Consider the following 16,266-nt stretch of genomic DNA (forward strand, 5'->3'; position numbering starts at 1 on the left):
TGGCCGTGGGGGCGGCGGAGATCCTCCCGGAATCCTGTCAGTGAACTGCCCTCATGTCTCCCGTTTTTTCACCTTTCAACTTGGCGGGATGGCCGGTTTTCCACGACCATGTCGCCATGCCCGAGGAATCGCCCGCTGTCCTGCTCGTCTTTTGCACGTTTCCCGATGAAACGGTGGCCCGCAGCGTCGCCACCACTCTGGTGGAGGAGCAGCTCGTGGCCTGTGTGAATCTCAATCCTGCCGTGAGCTCCATCTACCGATGGGAAGGCAAGGTGGAAACTGCGGGCGAAGTGCTGGCGCTGATGAAGACCACGCCAGCCACCTACGATGCGCTGGAAGCACGCCTCCAGACGCTGCATCCCTACGACGTGCCCGAGATCCTGGCCGTACCGGTGGAGCGGGGCCTGCCCGGCTACCTGCGCTGGGTGGAGGAGTCCGTCCGCGGTCAATAGAACGAATTCTCTCTGCACCCCTCTATGAACCTCGTTTTGCTTTTCATCCTCTCTGGGGTCGCCGCCGTGGGCTGCGGCCTCATGGCGGGACTGTTCTTCGCCTTTTCCCATTTCATCATGCAGGCCTTGGGCAGCCGTCCCGCGGCGGAGGGCATGGCGGCCATGCAGGCGATCAACGTCAAGATCCTCACGCCGTGGTTTCTGCTGCTCTTTCTGGGCACCAGCGCCCTGTGTGCGACCATCCTCATTCTCGTGATCATGACCTCCTCGGGCAGCGGCGGTCCCTGGCTCGTGCGCGGCAGCGTCTGCTATCTCGTGGGCAGCCTGGTCATCACCATGGCGTACAACGTCCCTCTCAACAACCGCCTCGCCGCCGCCGATCCCAACAGCCGGACCGGTCAGGAGTTCTGGCAGTACTACCTCCGCGTCTGGACGATGTGGAATCACCTGCGCAGCCTCTCCACGGCCGCAGGGCTCGTGGCCTTCATCGTGGGCTTGTGCAAGATGGGGTTTCCTGATTGAACGCCGGCCAGGTTCTAACCCACACGCGACCAGCCGATGCGATTGGCTGCCACCAGACGGCTGATGCCTGCGAACAGCGTTTCCCCGAAGCTCAAACGGTGATGCGTCCGATGGCACATCACCCACTCCCGTACGGGCGGCCGCCGGCCCAGTGGCAGCGTGGTGAGCAGCCCCTTTCCCAGTTCATCGGCCGCCAGCCAGGCGGGAAAGATGCCGACGCCGATATCGAGCCGGACCAGCTCCTTGATGACCTCTTCATTGCCGATTTCAATGAACGGCTGGATGCTGATCTTCTCTCGGCGCCAGTAGTCATCGATCAGCCGCTTGGTGAAGGAGCGGCTCTCGGCGAGAACGAAACGCTGGCTGGCAATCTCGCTGCGGTTCACCCGCCCCGCCTGCGCCCAAGGATGGAGCGGATGCATGATGAATGCCAGCGCGTCTGAAGCGATGGGAAGGCAGGTCAGGCCGCGGTGATCCGGCGTGCGTGGACAGAGGCCCAGGTCAATGCGTCCCTCCGTCACTTCCTGGGCGATCATCGCAGAGGAACCCTGCGTGATCTGGATGAAGACGTCCGGACAACTTTCCTTGAACTCACGGATCACCGCCGGCACGAGATACTGACAGGCCGTAGGGCTGGCCCCAATGCGCAGCCGGGAGCCTTTGCGGTCCAGGCTCCGCCTTGCTGAACCATGAAGCTGTTGCAGCCCCTCCAGAAGTTGCGCAGCCTCGGGCAGATACCGGGTGCCCTCCTGCGTGAGCATGAGACGCCGCGTCGTGCGCTCAAACAGCGGGCAACCAACGGATTCTTCAAACGCCTTCAGAGCGTGTGAAACCGCTGAGGGCGTCAGGTGCAGCTCCCGCGCCGCACGGCGCATGTTTCCCGTGCGGGCCACGGTGACAAACACGCGCAAGTGACGGGATTCGACCAGATCATCCATGCCTCCATCTGCCAGCAGGCCCAGTGCCGGGTAGGAGCAGATTGTGCGATCTGATTCATCAATCGGTTCAAATCGTTTCAGCGCTTCGCACAATCAACGGCTTGGCCCGATTCGTGTTGTCGGTGATTCTGACCCATGCCCGCCACCAAGAAGAAGCCTGCTAAAGCCGCCCGGGCGCGGTCCTTCCGGCGCATCACGATCGGCTATGTGCCGCTCACAGACTGCGCGCCTTTGATCGCGGCTCATGAACTGGGTCTCTTTGTGCGACGGGGACTGGACGTGCGCCTCTCACGTGAGGCGGGCTGGGCATCGGTGCGGGAAAAGATGCTCCATGGGGAACTGGATGCAGCCCACGCCCCGGCGAGCATGGTCATCGAGATCTCCCACGGCCTGGATGTCACCCCGGTGTCTTGCTTGACCGGCATGATGCTCGCGCATCACGGCAACGCCATCGCCCTTTCCAACGAACTGATCGAGCTCGGTGCCACGGATGCCACGTCTTTCGGCGAGGTGGTTCGCAAGCATCGCGGTCGCCGTCGCTTCAAGTTTGCCGGGGTGCTGAGATACTCCTCCCAGCACTATCTCATGCGCAAGTGGCTGCGCTCCGGCGGCATCGACCCGGATCATGATGTGGATCTGGCGATCGTCCCGCCCCCGCTGGTGGCCGACTGCATGGAGCAAGGACACCTGGACGGCTACTGTGTGGCGGAGCCGTGGACCTCCGTGGGATTGCTCCGCGGCGTGGGCCGGTGCGTGGCCCTGAGTTCAGAACTGGACCCCATGCACCCGGAGAAGATCTTCATGGTGCGCAGCGAGTTCGAGCTCGACCGGCACGAGGAGCACCTGGGCCTGCTGTCAGCCCTGATCGAGGCAGCACGCTGGTGTGATAAACCCTCGAACCGCCCCTCCCTGGCCGCCTTGATGGCCTCACGCAGCTATCTGGGGGTGCCGGTGGAGGCCATGCGCAATGCCCTCATCGGCCCCTATCAACTGGGCGGCCGCCGCAGCACGGATGCCCGGGACGCCATCGTCTTCAGCCGCAACGACGCCAGCCGTCCCACGGATGCCAAGGCCCGCTGGGTCATTGATGAGATCCGCGCCCATGGCCTCGGTCGGGACCTGCCTCAGATGACCCGCGAACGGGTTCGCGCCCTCTTCCGGGAAGATCTCTACGAGGAGGCGTTGACCGCCGTCTCCCCGGTCGTTCCAGCCCTTTCTTGAACAAAGCACCCGCAACACTCCGGAACGGCTCGCGCCCGTCCTGTTGGCTCATATAACCTTTTTTATTCAGATCAAAACCCAATCCAACCACCCAACTCAACTCCACTCCCTATCGCCATGAACAAGACCGCCATGACCGAAGCCATCCTCGCTGCCAAATCCGCCAGGAAAACCACCTGGGCCGCCATTGCCCAGGCCGCAGGACTCTCTGAGGTGTACACCACCTCCGCCTGCCTCGGCGAAAACGCCCTGCCCGAAGAAGCCGCCCAGCAGGTGGCCACCTTCCTGGATCTGAGCCCGGAGATCGCCCTGGCCCTGACGGAGTACGCCAACAAAGGCGAGGCTGCCTCCACCGTCTCCAAGGAACCGCTCCAGTACCGATTTCAGGAAATTATCTATGTGTACGGCTCCACCCTGAAGGCGCTGATCGAGGAGAAATTCGGCCCCGGCATCATGAGCGCCATCGACTTCACGATGGACATCGACCGGGTGCCTGACCCAAAAGGCGACCGCGTGAAGATCGTGATGAACGGCAAGTTCCTGGGGTACAAGACCTGGTAGTCTCGCCCTTGCGAGCAGCATCGCCAGGGGCCGGGCTCGTATCTCCCCCAAGGAGCGGCGGTTTGTGCTTGCACAACCGCCGGAGGTGGCCGGAGGAAGACGGCTCTCAAACAAGCAGGCAGCGATGGGGCCGCATGCGACGAGGGGAATCTGACGGAGTTGGGTGGCCAGCCCATTTGCCTGCAAGGCCTCACCTGCCCAATCTGTACATATGCCGCATGCGCTGGTCACTCCTCTTCCTCGCCTCTGGCAGCCTGTTGACCTCCCTGCCCGCGGCAGAAGATCCGTACGAGACCTACGTCCGCACTTCCCAGGACTTCCGCCCGGTGAAACAGGATGCCGCATGGGCACGAAAGGCCTGGCCGGGATGGATCTACATGCCATGGACCTACCAGTGGGGCATCGGCTATGACGATGCCTCCGGCAAATGGTCGCGAGAACACGGTTACAATGGGGCTTTCATCGATCACGACCACGTCGGCACGCCCCAGTCCAAGACCGGCAGACTGGACTGGATCAACCAGCATGGCCTACGCTTCTATGTGGATCACGTGGCGGGAAAAGGCACGTTGCATCTGTGGGATGGCGACAAGGTAAAGCCTCATCTCAATGAAGTTCACGGCACCGGCCTGCGGCCCGCCCCGCTCAACGCCGATACCTTGGCGAAGCTGCAAGCTGTCATGCAGAGGAACATTGCCGCTTCGTCCTCCTCCCCGATGCGGGCTGCCTATGCGCTGGATGATGAGCCCTCCTGGGGACACTTCGTGCACCCCACCATGTGGCAGGTGACGGATGATGCATCAGCCTATCCCCGCTGGCTGGCCACCGTTTACGGCGCAGACCGTGTGCCCAAAAGGGATCGATGGATCAGCTACGAAGACCTGCGCCCCAAACTCGCAGGATGGACCGTGGCGGAGTTCGATGCCAGTCCGCTCATGGATCAGTGGACCTTCAATGACGCCCAGTGGTGCAACTTCATCGGCAACTTGGTGGAGCATGCGAACACGCTGGATCCGGCCACCCCCTGCGGCTTGGTGGGAGGCCAGGCTCCCAGTGCCTTTGGCGGCTACGACTATGCCCGGCTGATGCGAAAGGTGCAGTTCATCGAGAGTTACAACCTCGGTTCCTCCCAGGCGGTGATCCGGTCGTTCAATCCCCAGGGCGCAATTCCTGCGGTGACCACGCACTTTCACAAGAGCGTGGACGATACCATCTGGCAGACCTGGTACTACCTGGCCCACGGCAACCGCGGCCACATTGGCTGGGTGGAGGGCTGGTTCGATGGTGTAACTCCCAAGGGCTGGCATTCTCAGGTGGCCCCAGCCCTGCGCGAAGCGGGGGACAAGATCGGCCCTTTGATGACAGGGGCACAATGGCGGCATGATGGCGTCGCGATCTACTACAGCCACGCGAGCATTCAGCTCGGCTGGATCCTTGATGCCGAAGCCCATCGCAAAACATGGGTCAACCGCAATGCGGATGAGCGGCTCGCGAGCGCGGCCCATGTGCGTCACGCGTGGGAGAACATGCTGCGCGACAGCGGGCTGCAGTACAACTTCCTCAGTTATGTGGACGTCATTCAGAAAGGCGTGCCCGATGACTATCGCGTGCTCATCCTGCCCGCCTGCCTCTGTTTGTCTGACGCAGAGATCCGCGCCATTGAGGCCTTCTGCCAACGCGGCGGCACCGTCATCGCCGACTATCTCCCCGGCGTGTGGGATCAGCATGGCAAAGGGCGGGCCAGCGGCGGTGGGCTGGATGCCCTGTTCGGCGTCAAACACGATCCAAAGATGCGCCAGACGGACGTCTTTGGCGGAGCACTCTGGGTGGAGGTGGATCAGGATGCCAACTACTCGTGGAAGACTTATCGAGAGTTCCTGACCAACAAGAACGCCTGCATTCTGGACGGCAGCGGCTTCCACAAAGCCGTGCGCAGCCAGCCCACCGAGCAGGTCAGGGCACAAGGAAAAGGCCGCGCGGTGCTGATGAACCTCTCTCCGCAGTGGTACAATGCCTATCGCGAAGCCGGGTTTGAAGCGGCCAGGAAACGCGAGGTTTTCATGCATCATGTGGCCGATGCCGGGGTCACGCCCTGGGTGCGCCTGGCCGATGCGGGCGAAAAAGAACACGGCTATGAGATCACCTACTGGAAACTGCCTTCAGGGCGGACCTTGCTGTTTCTCTGCCTGAATCCTGAAATCCGGGGCACCTCGCTGGGAGGGGGCAATTCCGTGGGCCTGAAATCATCGACGCTCCCGGCAAAAATCCGCTTTAACAAACCGGTGCAGCAGATGCGAAACGAACGCTCCGGCCAGGAGTTGGGGGGCGGCCGGGAGTTCACTTTGGAATGGAAACAGCATGAAGCGGCGGTGTTTTCCTTCATCGAAGACAGCTCGTCTTGAGAAACTGGCGGGGACAACAAACGTCCTTCTTATACCCCACGCCCGTACCAGAAGGAATGCTCGTTGCCCTTCCCCGGTTGCTTTGCCGGGTACATGAGGCATCTTTCTTCCGTCTGCCCCCGATGAAAAAGCTTTTCTTCGCCTTGCTCGTCCTGGCCACCGCTCCCGGCATGCTCCGGGCTCAAACCCCACCGCCCCCTGCGGCGATCCCCGTGGTGGAGCTGCCCAAGGCCCCGGAACCAATTGAGCCCATTCTGCGCCTCCAGATCTTCCTGGACACCCACCTCTTTGGACCCGGGAAGGTGGACGGCCGCCCCGGTGAATTCACGACCAAGGCCCTGAGGCGTTATCAGCAGTCTCACGGTCTGCCGGAGACCGAGGTGGAAAACCACACGCTGGACGTTTCCAGCGTCACCCAGCTCTACACCACCTACACAATCCGGGAGGAAGACCTGCGCTTTGTCGGTGATCTGCCCAGCTCACCCGCCGCTCAGAGCAAGAAGAAGTATCTGCCCTATGACTCGCTGCTGGAGTTTCTGACCGAGCGCTTCCATTGCTCTCCGGACTTGCTCGAGTTCATCAACCAGCCGGTCAAGATGAGCAAACTCAAGCCGGGCGATGTGGTGAAGGTGCCCAATGTGGATCCCTTCCTCGTCGAGCAACTGGAGCCCATTCCGAGTCTGCCGGAAGTGCCGGAATTTCTCAACCGGGTGATTCGCATCGACACCCGCGAAAAACTGCTGGGCGTGTATGAGGGAGACAAACTGCTCGCCAGCCTGCCCATCACCCCCGGAAGCGGCTACCTCGCCACGCCACCCGGCACCTGGAAAATCGTCGGCATCACCCAGCTGCCCACCTTCCGCTGGGACAAGGGCGTGCTCGATTACGGCGTCCGCACCAGCAACTACTACGAACTCCCCATCGGCCCCAACAATCCCGTGGGCGTGATGTGGATCGGCCTGAACAAGCCGGGCATCGGCGTGCATGGCACGAACCTGCCGCAGACCATCGGACGCAGTTCCAGCCACGGCTGCATGCGCACGGCGAACTGGGATGTGGTCCGTCTGGTGAAACTCATCACCAAGGGCATGCCGGTCATCATCGAGGGACCGGCCCCCATCCCCCGGCCCGCTTATGTGGAGCGCCAGGATGTGCCTCCGGTGCCCCCACCACCCGCCGAGCCCGCCAAACGCCGGTTCAAGTGGTTCTGGCAGAAGTGATGGCTCACAGCACCGGCGCCGTCAGATTGGCGGCCCGGACCATGAAGCGAAACCAGTAGCCGTGCTCCTGGAGTTCCCCGGTGCGCACGGCGCGGCAGTGAGTCATGTCCGTCTCCAACATCTTGGCCACCTGATCGGCGAAATCCCGGTTGGCAAAGGCCATGGTGATCTCGAAGTTCAAGCGGAAGGAACGGTTGTCGAAGTTGGCGGTGCCAATGGTTCCGTACTCGTCGTCCACCAGCATCACCTTGTGGTGCATGAACCCCTTGGTGTAGCGGTACACCTTGATCCCCACGCGATCCAGCACGTCGAAGTACGCCCAGGCAGCAAGCTGCACCAAGGGGTTGTCCGCCTCTTCAGGGATGATGATGCGCACATCCACGCCCCTCAGCGCCGCGAGTTGGAGAGCGCTGATGAACTGCTCGTCCGGCACAAAGTAGGGACTGGCAATCCAGAGCCGCGTCTTCGCCGAGTTGATCGCATTGAGGAAGAAGAGCGTGCAAGTCTCCAGCCGATCTGCCGGGCCAGATGGCAGGCAGAGCAGTGCCCGTGACGCGCCCTTTGGTGCTGGCTGGGGATTCCAGTTCAGATTCTGGGGCGTCTCGTCGGTTGCCCAATGCCAGTCCTCCACAAAGGCCACCTGGGTGCACTGTACGACCGGTCCGACCACCCGCATGTGAGTGTCCCGCCAGTAGCCGAACTTGGTGTTCAGGCTCTTGTACTCATCGCCCACATTCAGCCCGCCCACCCACGCCTCGATCCCATCCACGATGACCACCTTGCGATGGTTGCGGAAGTTGAGCTGAAAGCGGTTAGAGTCTCCGCGTGTGGAGTGAAAGGGACGGACATCCACTCCCGCGCGACGTAGCTCGTCGATGTAGGCGGCGGGAAGTTTGCTACCGATCTCGTCATAGAGCAGACGGCAGCTCACTCCAGCCTTGGCCCGCTCCACCAGGCTTGCCTTCAATTCCCGGCCCACACTGTCATCCCGGATGATGTAGAACTGGACCAGCACATAGCTTTTGGCGCGAGCGATGCCCTCAAAGATGGATTTGAACGTGGCCTCGCCGTCCACCAGCAACTCCGCATCATTGCCCAGGGTGAAGGGCAGCTTGGCCAGCCGCTCCACCAGCAAGGGCCGGTCCCGGTCTGGCAGCGCGATGAGACGCTGTTCAGACAGCGTCTTGATAAACTTGCTCGTCTCCGGTGCCACCTCGGCCAGATCTGCCCGGCGGGTCAGGACATAACCATTGAACTCGCTCCGGCCAAAGACCCAATAGGCGGGCACGGCCACATAGGGAACGGTGTTGAGAGACACCAGCCAGGCGATCGCACCCTGGGCGGTCCGCACACTCATAATCGCATCCACCGAGGTGAAAAAACCTGCGATGTGGCAGAGCATGACAAAAAGCGTGATCCAGGTGCGACGACGCTTGTTGAACTTCCTGGCCCCTTCCGCAGCGCGGGGATGCGCCGCCAGCCAGGTCTGAATTCGGGCTCGAATCTTCATGGGACAAGCAGCCGCGGATGCACGGCCAGAGGTGCAGGTATCACGGCAGAAACCCGGCCAGAACGCCAGCTTTTTTGTCGGCAGAGTCATTGCCTGAATGAGTCTCATTGATGCACCCGTCACATGCTTAAGTTTCCACCATGGAGGCTTGCCGGAAGTGCCGGCAGACCGTATGGTTTCTCCATGAGCGCACGCCCGCTTTCCCCTCGTTCTCGCACCCGCTCCTCCGGGGCTGTCTTGGGTCTGCTACTGGTGGTGGGGGGCAGTAGCTGCTCGCCGCTGACCTACAAACAAGCGGCCACGCCCCCGCCCCACGCCTTCATCAGCTATCGTGCTCCTGCGGCGGGTGACACCCGACTGAAACTCGGAGTAAAGGACCTCATCGACATGAAGGGTGAAGTCACTTCAGCCGGTTCCGAGTATTACTACAAGCACGGCAAGCCAGCCACCCAGGATGCCGACTGTCTGCGCCTGATCCGCAAACGGAAGGATGTGGTCATCGTGGGCAAGACGAACCTCAGCGAGTTCGCCGTGGGTGTCTCCGGCTCCAATGACTACTTCGGCACCCCGGTCAATCCGGTGGACAAGACCCGCGTCCCCGGCGGGTCCTCCAGTGGATCAGCATCAGCAGTGGGCCTGGGTCTGGCCGATGTAGCACTGGGCACGGACACGGCCGGTTCCATCCGCGTGCCAGCAGCGTGTTGCGGCGTGGCGGGACTGAAGACGACTTTTGGCGACATCTCCATCAAGGGGATTTACCCCATTTCTCCCAGCTATCTCGATACGGTGGGCCCGATCGCCCGGGATGTGAATGGCCTGGTCACCGGTATGGGGCTGCTACAGGAGGGCTTCGCCTCGAAGTACGCCAAGGCGAAATCCACCAAACCCACCGCCGCCGTCGTCCGCATCGGGCGGCTGCGGATCCCCGGCACGGATCCGGCCATTGATCGCGCCATCGATGCCCGCCTTGCCGCCCGGGGCTTCCAGGTCGTGCCTCTGGACAAGGACTTCCTCAAGCAGTGGCAAAAGGCCCAGGAGAATGGAGGGCTCGTGGCTGCGGCGGCTTCATGGTATAACAATCAGAAGATCGAGAATGAGCAGGGCGTGGAAAACCGCGCCAGGAAGGCTTTCTTCGTAGGCGACATCATCTTCTCCCGCCGCTACAAGGACGAGACCAAACGTAAAGCCGCCATCGCTGAGCGCGACCAGTTCGTGGCGCTACTGAACCAGAAATTCACCGAGGTGGATGCCATCGTGCTGCCGGTGATCAGCAAGCCGCCGCTCAAGCTGAACTGGTTCTTCACCGGGATCTTCGAGGCCAAGTTCATGAAGATCCAGTGCACCATGGCCGTCAGCTATGCGGGCGTGCCTGCTCTGGCCGTCCCCGTGCCGATGACGGGATCCAGCTTCCCGGTGACCAGCATGCAGATTGTGGGCCCCGCTCACAGCGAAGCCGCGCTGCTGAACATCGGGCGTCTCGTGGAATAGCCCGAAAATCCAGCAAGGGAATTGGTGCAAGTCGGACATTGTCCGGGTTGGATTTCCCGGCATAGGCTCCCTGCTCCTTATGCTACGCCCTGTTTTTTGCCTGAGCCTGAGTTGGTGCCTGTTCTTCGTCGCCACCGTCACCTTGCGGAGCGCGGAGCCCACCGCGGACTTTCGTGACGGGGTGAAGGCCGCCCTTCAGCGTGGCGAGAAGCGCATCATCATTCCACCCGGCACCTACCGGCTTGGTCCCAAAGGCGGCGGGGAGCTATGGCTGATCCAGGGCGCGCGCGATGTGGAGATCATTGCCGATGGCGTGACCTTGGTGGGCACCAAGTTGATGCGGGCCATCAGTCTGCACCGCTGCAGCGGAGTGACCCTGCAAGGCCTCACCGTGGACTATGATCCCCTGCCCTTCACTCAAGGCGAAGTCGTCGCCGCCGCGGCAGACGATGGCTCGATTGATGTAAAGCTTCACGCTGGCTATCCCCGCAAGCCTTACTCACGGATCGATGTGGTGGATCCAAAGACTCGCTACCGCAAGAAGGGCATGCCCTTCCTCTGGGGCACGAAAGCGGAGATGGTGGGAGAGGATGTGGTGCGGGTCCGCCTGCCGGGCATCGCCAAGACGGCAGTCGTGGGAGATCTGGTCTCGCTCAGCACTGGCCAGGAAATGGGAGCCCCTCACGCCATCTCGGTGGATGGATGTGAGCGCATCACCTTCCGTAACGTGACTGTGCACAGCGCTCCGGGCATGGGCATCCTGGAAGCCGATGGTGAAGGCGGCTCCATCTTTACGCAGTGCAAGATTGTCCCGGGGCCGAAGCCTGCAGATGCCACGGAGATTCGGCTGCTGAGCAGTTCATGGGACGCCTTTCAAAGCAAGACCATCCGCAAAGGCCCTGTGGTGGAGGAATGCGAGATCTCTCATGCCGGAGATGACTCCTGGAGCGTGCAGTCATCCGACTATGTGGTGTTGAATAGCGAAGGCGGCACCGTGGTGCTCGCGAGCCGGGACGAGTTCACCGATGGCGTGCAAAACGGCGACCGCCTGCGTCAGAATGTGGAGGGCAAGGAGTACCGCATCACTTCGCGCAAGGTGGTGAGCCGGGCTGAAGCCGGACTCTCCGAGGAAGTGCTGGAGAAATTGCGAGAATCCACCACCTGGTCTCCCTGGAAAGTCAGCCCCAGGTGCATCGTGGTCACGCTGGATGTTCCGAATGCCCTGGCTCCGGGTGACAGTGTGTATTCACCCGACCGCATGGGCAACGGCTTCGTGTTTCGCAACAACCACCTGCACAGTCCCGGACGCGTGCTGCTGAAAGCAGGCGGGCTGATGGAAGGAAACACGCTCGAAACACCTCATGCACTTGTCGTGTGCCCTGAACTCCCCGCCGGAGCAGCCGCCGGCATCGATGGGCTGATCATTCGCAACAACATCATCCGCAACGGCGGCTGGTTCTGCGCCGCCCCCTGGTCCAGCCAGGCCGGCATCATCTCCATCACCGCCACGAACGGAAGCACCGAGCTGCGCACGGATACAGTGTTCAAGGACTTCATCATCGAGGGCAACACCATCGAGCGCGGCGCGGGACCGCACTTGGTTATTTCATCATCCAAAGGCCTTGTGCTGCGCAACAACCGCTCTCTCAATCCCCAGCAGGAAACCCCACCGGATACGGGCGCGAGCTACAAGATTCCCAAGAAAGCGGTGATGTGGCTGGTCCACTGCGAGGACGCGGTGAAGGAGGGGAACATTGCGGAGATAACAGGAGGAACCGCCTCCAGCCCTGGCGCTGGCGTGACGAAGTGAAAAGTTTGTAACGGCATCTTCGGATGTGAAAGTCGCCAAGGCGAACTCGCACCTTGCCACCGAACCCGGAGGGTTCACCATGCATAGCCATGGGTGAAACGAGCGGAGCGAGTGCAACCCATGGTAGAGACGTCGCAGATGCTACCGCGGAGCGGTAGGCCCATTGCGGCCTAGGATCGACAGCGTTATTTTCCACTCCTCGCCTCCAACCGTCAGCGCGCATTGGGCCTTGCGTTCGCAGCACGACATTCGCAAGAACAACTTCAGGAGACGGCAACGCAATGGGCGAACTGCTCCGCAGTTCAATGCCAGCCCCCCATTCCATGGGTAGTCCTCGCGCCGCTCGGCCGACCCATGGCTATGCATGGTGAACCCTCCGGGTTCGATGAGTTCACTTTGTTGACGAAACGGGCTATTGAGATTTGCAACGGATTCTAAAGACATTCATTAGCCGGATCTAAATCGCAACTCAGTTGAGAAAAAAGAAACAGAAGTCATGTGAATAGGTCAAAGGCCTGCCTCGTCTCAAGAGCAGCCAATGCGCTGCCGTCTCAAATCCGTCCCCTAATGGGGGACAATGGAAATTACCATGAACTTTCTGTCTCACCCCTCCGCGGGATTCGCGGTTTTTGCCGTGCTCTTTGGGCTCATTCCTGCCCTCCCAGCGCGTGATCCGGAGCCGCCAGACATCCGCAACCTCCTTGACCTTGAGGCGTATGCGTCAGAACTGGCGCAAAAACCCCATGTGATCCCGGCTCCGGATCTGGATCCATTTTTCTCAAAGCTCAACTATGACGATCATCGTCGCATCCAGTTCCGCAAGGATCGCTCGCACTATGCGAACGCTGGGCCAGTGGCCGTTGAGTTTTTCCATCCTGGCTGGATGTTCAAGAAGCCGGTGCATTTTTATGAGATCCAATCGGGGCAACCGGCCAAGGTGCCGTTCGACCCCAAGGAGTTCGACTACTTTGGCCTCAAGGTGCCGGAAGGCGTTTCCTACCCAGACGGCTACACTGGCTTCAAGATCGCGGCAGTGGACCGTGCGACGGGCAATCGTCCGGAGTTCCTCGCTTTCAACGGGGCCAGCTACTTTCGCGCCGTGGGCGCGGGGCTGGGCTGGGGCCTTTCGGCTCGTGGCATCGCCATCAACACCGTGGGTGGTGCACCCGAGGAGTTCCCGGACTTCACCCACATCTGGTTCTTCAAGCCCAAGGAGGGCGACACCTCCTTCCGTTTTCTCGCCCTGCTCAACGGCCCCAGCATCACCGGGGCATATGAATTTGAAGTGCAGTACGCCGCCACCACAACCACCTCGGTGACAGCATCGCTCTTTTTGCGCAAGCCCGTGGCGTTGCTCGGTGTGGCCCCCTTCTCCAGCATGTTCTGGTTCGGGGAAAACACACAACCGAAACCCGAGGATTTCCGGCGGGAGGTGCACGATTCCGACGGGCTCCTCTTTGAACAGGAGGGACAGCCCGTAGTGTGGCGTCCGCTGGACAATGGCAAGCAGATGCGCCACAGCGTGTTTGGCATCGACCAGCTCAAGGGCTTTGGCCTGCAGAAGCGGGATCGTGACTTCCGCAACTTCGAGGATCTGGAAGCCCGCTATCACGAACGCACGGCCGTTTGGGTGGAGCCGCGCGAGGGATTTGGCCGCGGCCGTCTGCACCTCATTGAACTGAGCACCGGTGAAGAAACCTGGGACAACATCGTGACCTTCTGGGAGCCGGAAAACCTGCCCACCGCCACCCAGCCCATGCGTATTTCCTACAACCTGAACTGGCAGGACACGCACACTCATCCCCTGGCCCATGTCATCGCCACCCGCTGGGGGGCTGCGCCCCGCGCGCAGGACCTCCCGAATGTCTCAACGTTCGTGGTGGACTTTGCCAAGGGATCGATCGGCGCAGCCAAGGCCGGCGATTGGGTGCCCCAGTGCGGAGTGAACGTGCGCGGTGGGGCCGCCAAACTGGTGGGCAGCAAGGTGCAGTCAAACCCTGAAACCCAGGGCTGGCGCGTGAGCCTGAACGTGGAGATCCCGCCGGGCACCGATCTGGTGGAGTTGACTTGCGATCTGCTGGATGAAGGCCGGCCCGTGTCCGAGCGATGGGATTATCAGTGGAGGCGGTAGTCATCCAGGTGAATTTGCCTCAATCATGGGCAGTGCATTCTATCTGGCATGACCGAACCTCACGCCAGTGTCTTGGAGCGCTGGCGGCTCAACGCCTCCTTCGCCAGCCGCAATGTCCTCTCATCAAGCAACCTCACGCCAACGGCGTGATACAAAACAGCCCGGGGTCAGACCGCGAAGCGGTCGCCACCCCGGGTAGCACGGAGTAGTGATGGAACTCCAAGGGAGTTCTACAGACCGTCCTGATCACCCGGAAGCGGCGGTCCGGCATACGGTGCACACCTCAGGGACACTGTCACGGTTTGTAGAACTCACTTCGGAGTTCTGGTCCAACTACCCATGTACCCAGGGTGGCGGCTCGTGCCTCGCCTGACCCTGGGCTACTTTGTATGACGCCCTTGGCGTCAGAGCTTCCAGCGCGAGGAGATAACCTTGACCTGCGAGACTCGTCCCTGGAAGAGTAGAGGAACCTGGTGATTGCTGCCACCTCCCCCACCTCACGCCGACCTGTGCAACCGGCTGTCCAGATTGAAAATCTGCCCTGAGGTATGCGGCAAAAACCGGTCCAGGTGGACAATGAACCGCCCCACCTCCTGCGGAGCATTGAACCGCCCCAAGGTATGCGCCGCGCGAAAGGTCTTCTTCAGTTCCTCCCCAAGACCGGCCGTCATCCGGGTTTCCATGAACCCGGGGAGCACACAGTTCACGCGAATGTTCCTCGCGCCATACTCGGCCGCCAGACTTTGCGTCAAGCCCATCAGCCCCGCCTTGGCTGCCGCATAGTTGGCCTGTCCGGCCGGTCCGCGCCATCCGGAGAAAGAGCCTATGAAAACAATGTGCCCCTGCCGCTGGCGGCTCATGCGCTTCAAGGCCGCACGGGCTGCACGGAAAGCGCCGGTCAGGCAAGTATCGAGCACCAGATCAAAGTCTGCCTCCTCCATCTTCAGGACCCCGGCATCCCGACAGACGCCGGCATTGCAGACGAGCAGATCGATCGCCTCCAGACCGCCCACGAATGCCTCCACGGACTCCGTCGAAGTCACATCCATCTCTGCCCTGCCAGGAGCGTGCACTGCATAACCATGGCCCGTCAGTTCAACATGAAGGGCCTGAGCGAGATCGCCCAAGCCCCCGGTAATCAATGCCACTGGTGCACGCATGCCCATCCACTACCACCACCAAGACCTGCTGGCTAGCCCGCCGGGCTGGTGAAGAGGACGGCGGAGGTGTCGTAGCTGATGCGCACGCCAGCCACCTGCGCGAGGTAGTTGAGCACCTCGCTCAATGGCATGTTGCTCAGATTCAGACTGACCGACTTCTTGCCGATCTCAGGGGTCTTCAGGATGATATTGGGGATCACCTTGTCCTGCGTGGCCGCCTTGGCCTTCATGCGCACTGCGAGGATGGCCTCGCTGAGCTCCACATCGGCGAATTCGATCTTGTCGATGATGATCTTTTCGTAGCTCTTGCGGAGCATGACGTTGTCCTTGCCCAGTTTCTCCTCGATCTGGGCCATCATGGCGCGGGACTGTGTATGGTTGGGATTCACCGCCAACACCTTGGCCAGTTTTTCCCGTGCGACATCGAACTGCCCTGCATAGAAGGCGGCGCGGCCATCCTGGTAGAGCACATGGAGGGGTTCATCCGCTGTGCGTGCGGGGGTCTGACCGAAACAGACGGTGGTGGCCATCAGAAGGGCGGCAAGCAGCAAGTTCGTTTTCATAGTTGAAAAGGGGGAACGACTTTTATTGTGCCCGCAATTTTCAAAAAACGTCAAGAGCATTCCCTTAAGGGCGGAACACCTTGAGGCAGATGCGGCCATTCAAACAGGGCATCCATGCAATCTCCGATTATTTTCCTCGAGCAGACCGATGTAAGCGGAGCCTTGTTGGGAAGGGATGATCGGGGCCTGAAGAGCCCAAAGAAGCCAGCTCAGGGGCACAGGCCCAGGTGGCGTGAGCCCCAAAACCTCCACCCTATCAAGAGTACTTCACGTCCTTGCGGGGCTCCA

The 16,266-nt window shown here is 61.2% G+C and carries 13 protein-coding genes; 9 read left to right on the plus strand and 4 right to left on the minus strand.

Annotated features, from left to right (window positions below; genetic code table 11):
• Window positions 1–116: 116 nt before the first annotated feature.
• Window positions 117–452 carry a divalent-cation tolerance protein CutA gene (cutA, locus tag BV106_RS03965; RefSeq protein ID WP_038160802.1) on the plus strand — a complete coding sequence of 112 codons (336 nt, stop codon included), beginning with the start codon at window positions 117–119 and terminating at the stop codon, window positions 450–452.
• Window positions 453–476: 24 nt separating this feature from the next.
• A complete protein-coding gene (locus tag BV106_RS03970) occupies window positions 477–974 on the plus strand; it encodes an anthrone oxygenase family protein (protein ID WP_038160805.1) in 498 nt (165 codons plus the stop codon).
• A gap of 14 nt (window positions 975–988) precedes the next feature.
• Here BV106_RS03970 and BV106_RS03975 read toward each other — a convergent pair whose 3' ends face one another.
• Window positions 989–1,912 (minus strand): LysR family transcriptional regulator, encoded by a 924-nt coding sequence (locus BV106_RS03975; RefSeq protein ID WP_063767897.1) that lies wholly within the window; start codon window positions 1,910–1,912, stop codon window positions 989–991.
• Window positions 1,913–2,047: 135 nt separating this feature from the next.
• Here BV106_RS03975 and BV106_RS03980 point away from each other — a divergent pair, with 135 nt between their 5' ends.
• From BV106_RS03980 to BV106_RS03995, 4 genes are all read left to right on the plus strand, one after another.
• Complete coding sequence (locus BV106_RS03980) at window positions 2,048–3,133, plus strand: CmpA/NrtA family ABC transporter substrate-binding protein (protein ID WP_051944996.1); 1,086 nt, start codon at window positions 2,048–2,050, stop codon at window positions 3,131–3,133.
• Between the two features lie 111 nt (window positions 3,134–3,244).
• Window positions 3,245–3,694 carry a cyanase gene (gene cynS / locus BV106_RS03985; protein WP_038160807.1) on the plus strand — a complete coding sequence of 150 codons (450 nt, stop codon included), beginning with the start codon at window positions 3,245–3,247 and terminating at the stop codon, window positions 3,692–3,694.
• 218 nt (window positions 3,695–3,912) lie between these two features.
• Complete coding sequence (locus BV106_RS03990; RefSeq protein WP_051944999.1) at window positions 3,913–6,096, plus strand: beta-galactosidase trimerization domain-containing protein; 2,184 nt, start codon at window positions 3,913–3,915, stop codon at window positions 6,094–6,096.
• 122 nt (window positions 6,097–6,218) lie between these two features.
• Window positions 6,219–7,316 carry a L,D-transpeptidase family protein gene (locus BV106_RS03995; protein WP_038160811.1) on the plus strand — a complete coding sequence of 366 codons (1,098 nt, stop codon included), beginning with the start codon at window positions 6,219–6,221 and terminating at the stop codon, window positions 7,314–7,316.
• Window positions 7,317–7,320: 4 nt separating this feature from the next.
• Here the strand turns inward: BV106_RS03995 and cls are convergent, their stop codons facing one another.
• On the minus strand, window positions 7,321–8,826 hold the full coding sequence (cls, locus tag BV106_RS04000) for a cardiolipin synthase (protein ID WP_081891502.1): 1,506 nt from the start codon (window positions 8,824–8,826) through the stop codon (window positions 7,321–7,323).
• A gap of 183 nt (window positions 8,827–9,009) precedes the next feature.
• Between cls and BV106_RS04005 the strand changes: the two genes are divergently transcribed.
• The 3 genes from BV106_RS04005 to BV106_RS04015 all read left to right on the plus strand — a co-directional run bounded on the left by BV106_RS04005 (window position 9,010) and on the right by BV106_RS04015 (window position 14,255).
• On the plus strand, window positions 9,010–10,314 hold the full coding sequence (locus BV106_RS04005; protein WP_063767896.1) for an amidase: 1,305 nt from the start codon (window positions 9,010–9,012) through the stop codon (window positions 10,312–10,314).
• A 79-nt stretch (window positions 10,315–10,393) separates the two neighbouring features.
• Window positions 10,394–12,124 carry a right-handed parallel beta-helix repeat-containing protein gene (locus tag BV106_RS04010; protein ID WP_038160816.1) on the plus strand — a complete coding sequence of 577 codons (1,731 nt, stop codon included), beginning with the start codon at window positions 10,394–10,396 and terminating at the stop codon, window positions 12,122–12,124.
• A 589-nt stretch (window positions 12,125–12,713) separates the two neighbouring features.
• A complete protein-coding gene (locus BV106_RS04015) occupies window positions 12,714–14,255 on the plus strand; it encodes a glucan biosynthesis protein (RefSeq protein ID WP_081891503.1) in 1,542 nt (513 codons plus the stop codon).
• A gap of 497 nt (window positions 14,256–14,752) precedes the next feature.
• On the opposite strand, the gene BV106_RS04020 is transcribed toward BV106_RS04015, so the two are convergent.
• Both BV106_RS04020 and BV106_RS04025 read right to left on the minus strand, forming a co-directional pair.
• Window positions 14,753–15,415 carry an SDR family oxidoreductase gene (locus BV106_RS04020; protein ID WP_051945008.1) on the minus strand — a complete coding sequence of 221 codons (663 nt, stop codon included), beginning with the start codon at window positions 15,413–15,415 and terminating at the stop codon, window positions 14,753–14,755.
• A 32-nt stretch (window positions 15,416–15,447) separates the two neighbouring features.
• A complete protein-coding gene (locus BV106_RS04025; RefSeq protein WP_038160824.1) occupies window positions 15,448–15,978 on the minus strand; it encodes a hypothetical protein in 531 nt (176 codons plus the stop codon).
• Window positions 15,979–16,266: the final 288 nt, after the last annotated feature.

Source organism: Verrucomicrobium sp. BvORR106 (assembly GCF_000739655.1).
Lineage (GTDB): Bacteria > Verrucomicrobiota > Verrucomicrobiia > Verrucomicrobiales > Verrucomicrobiaceae > Verrucomicrobium.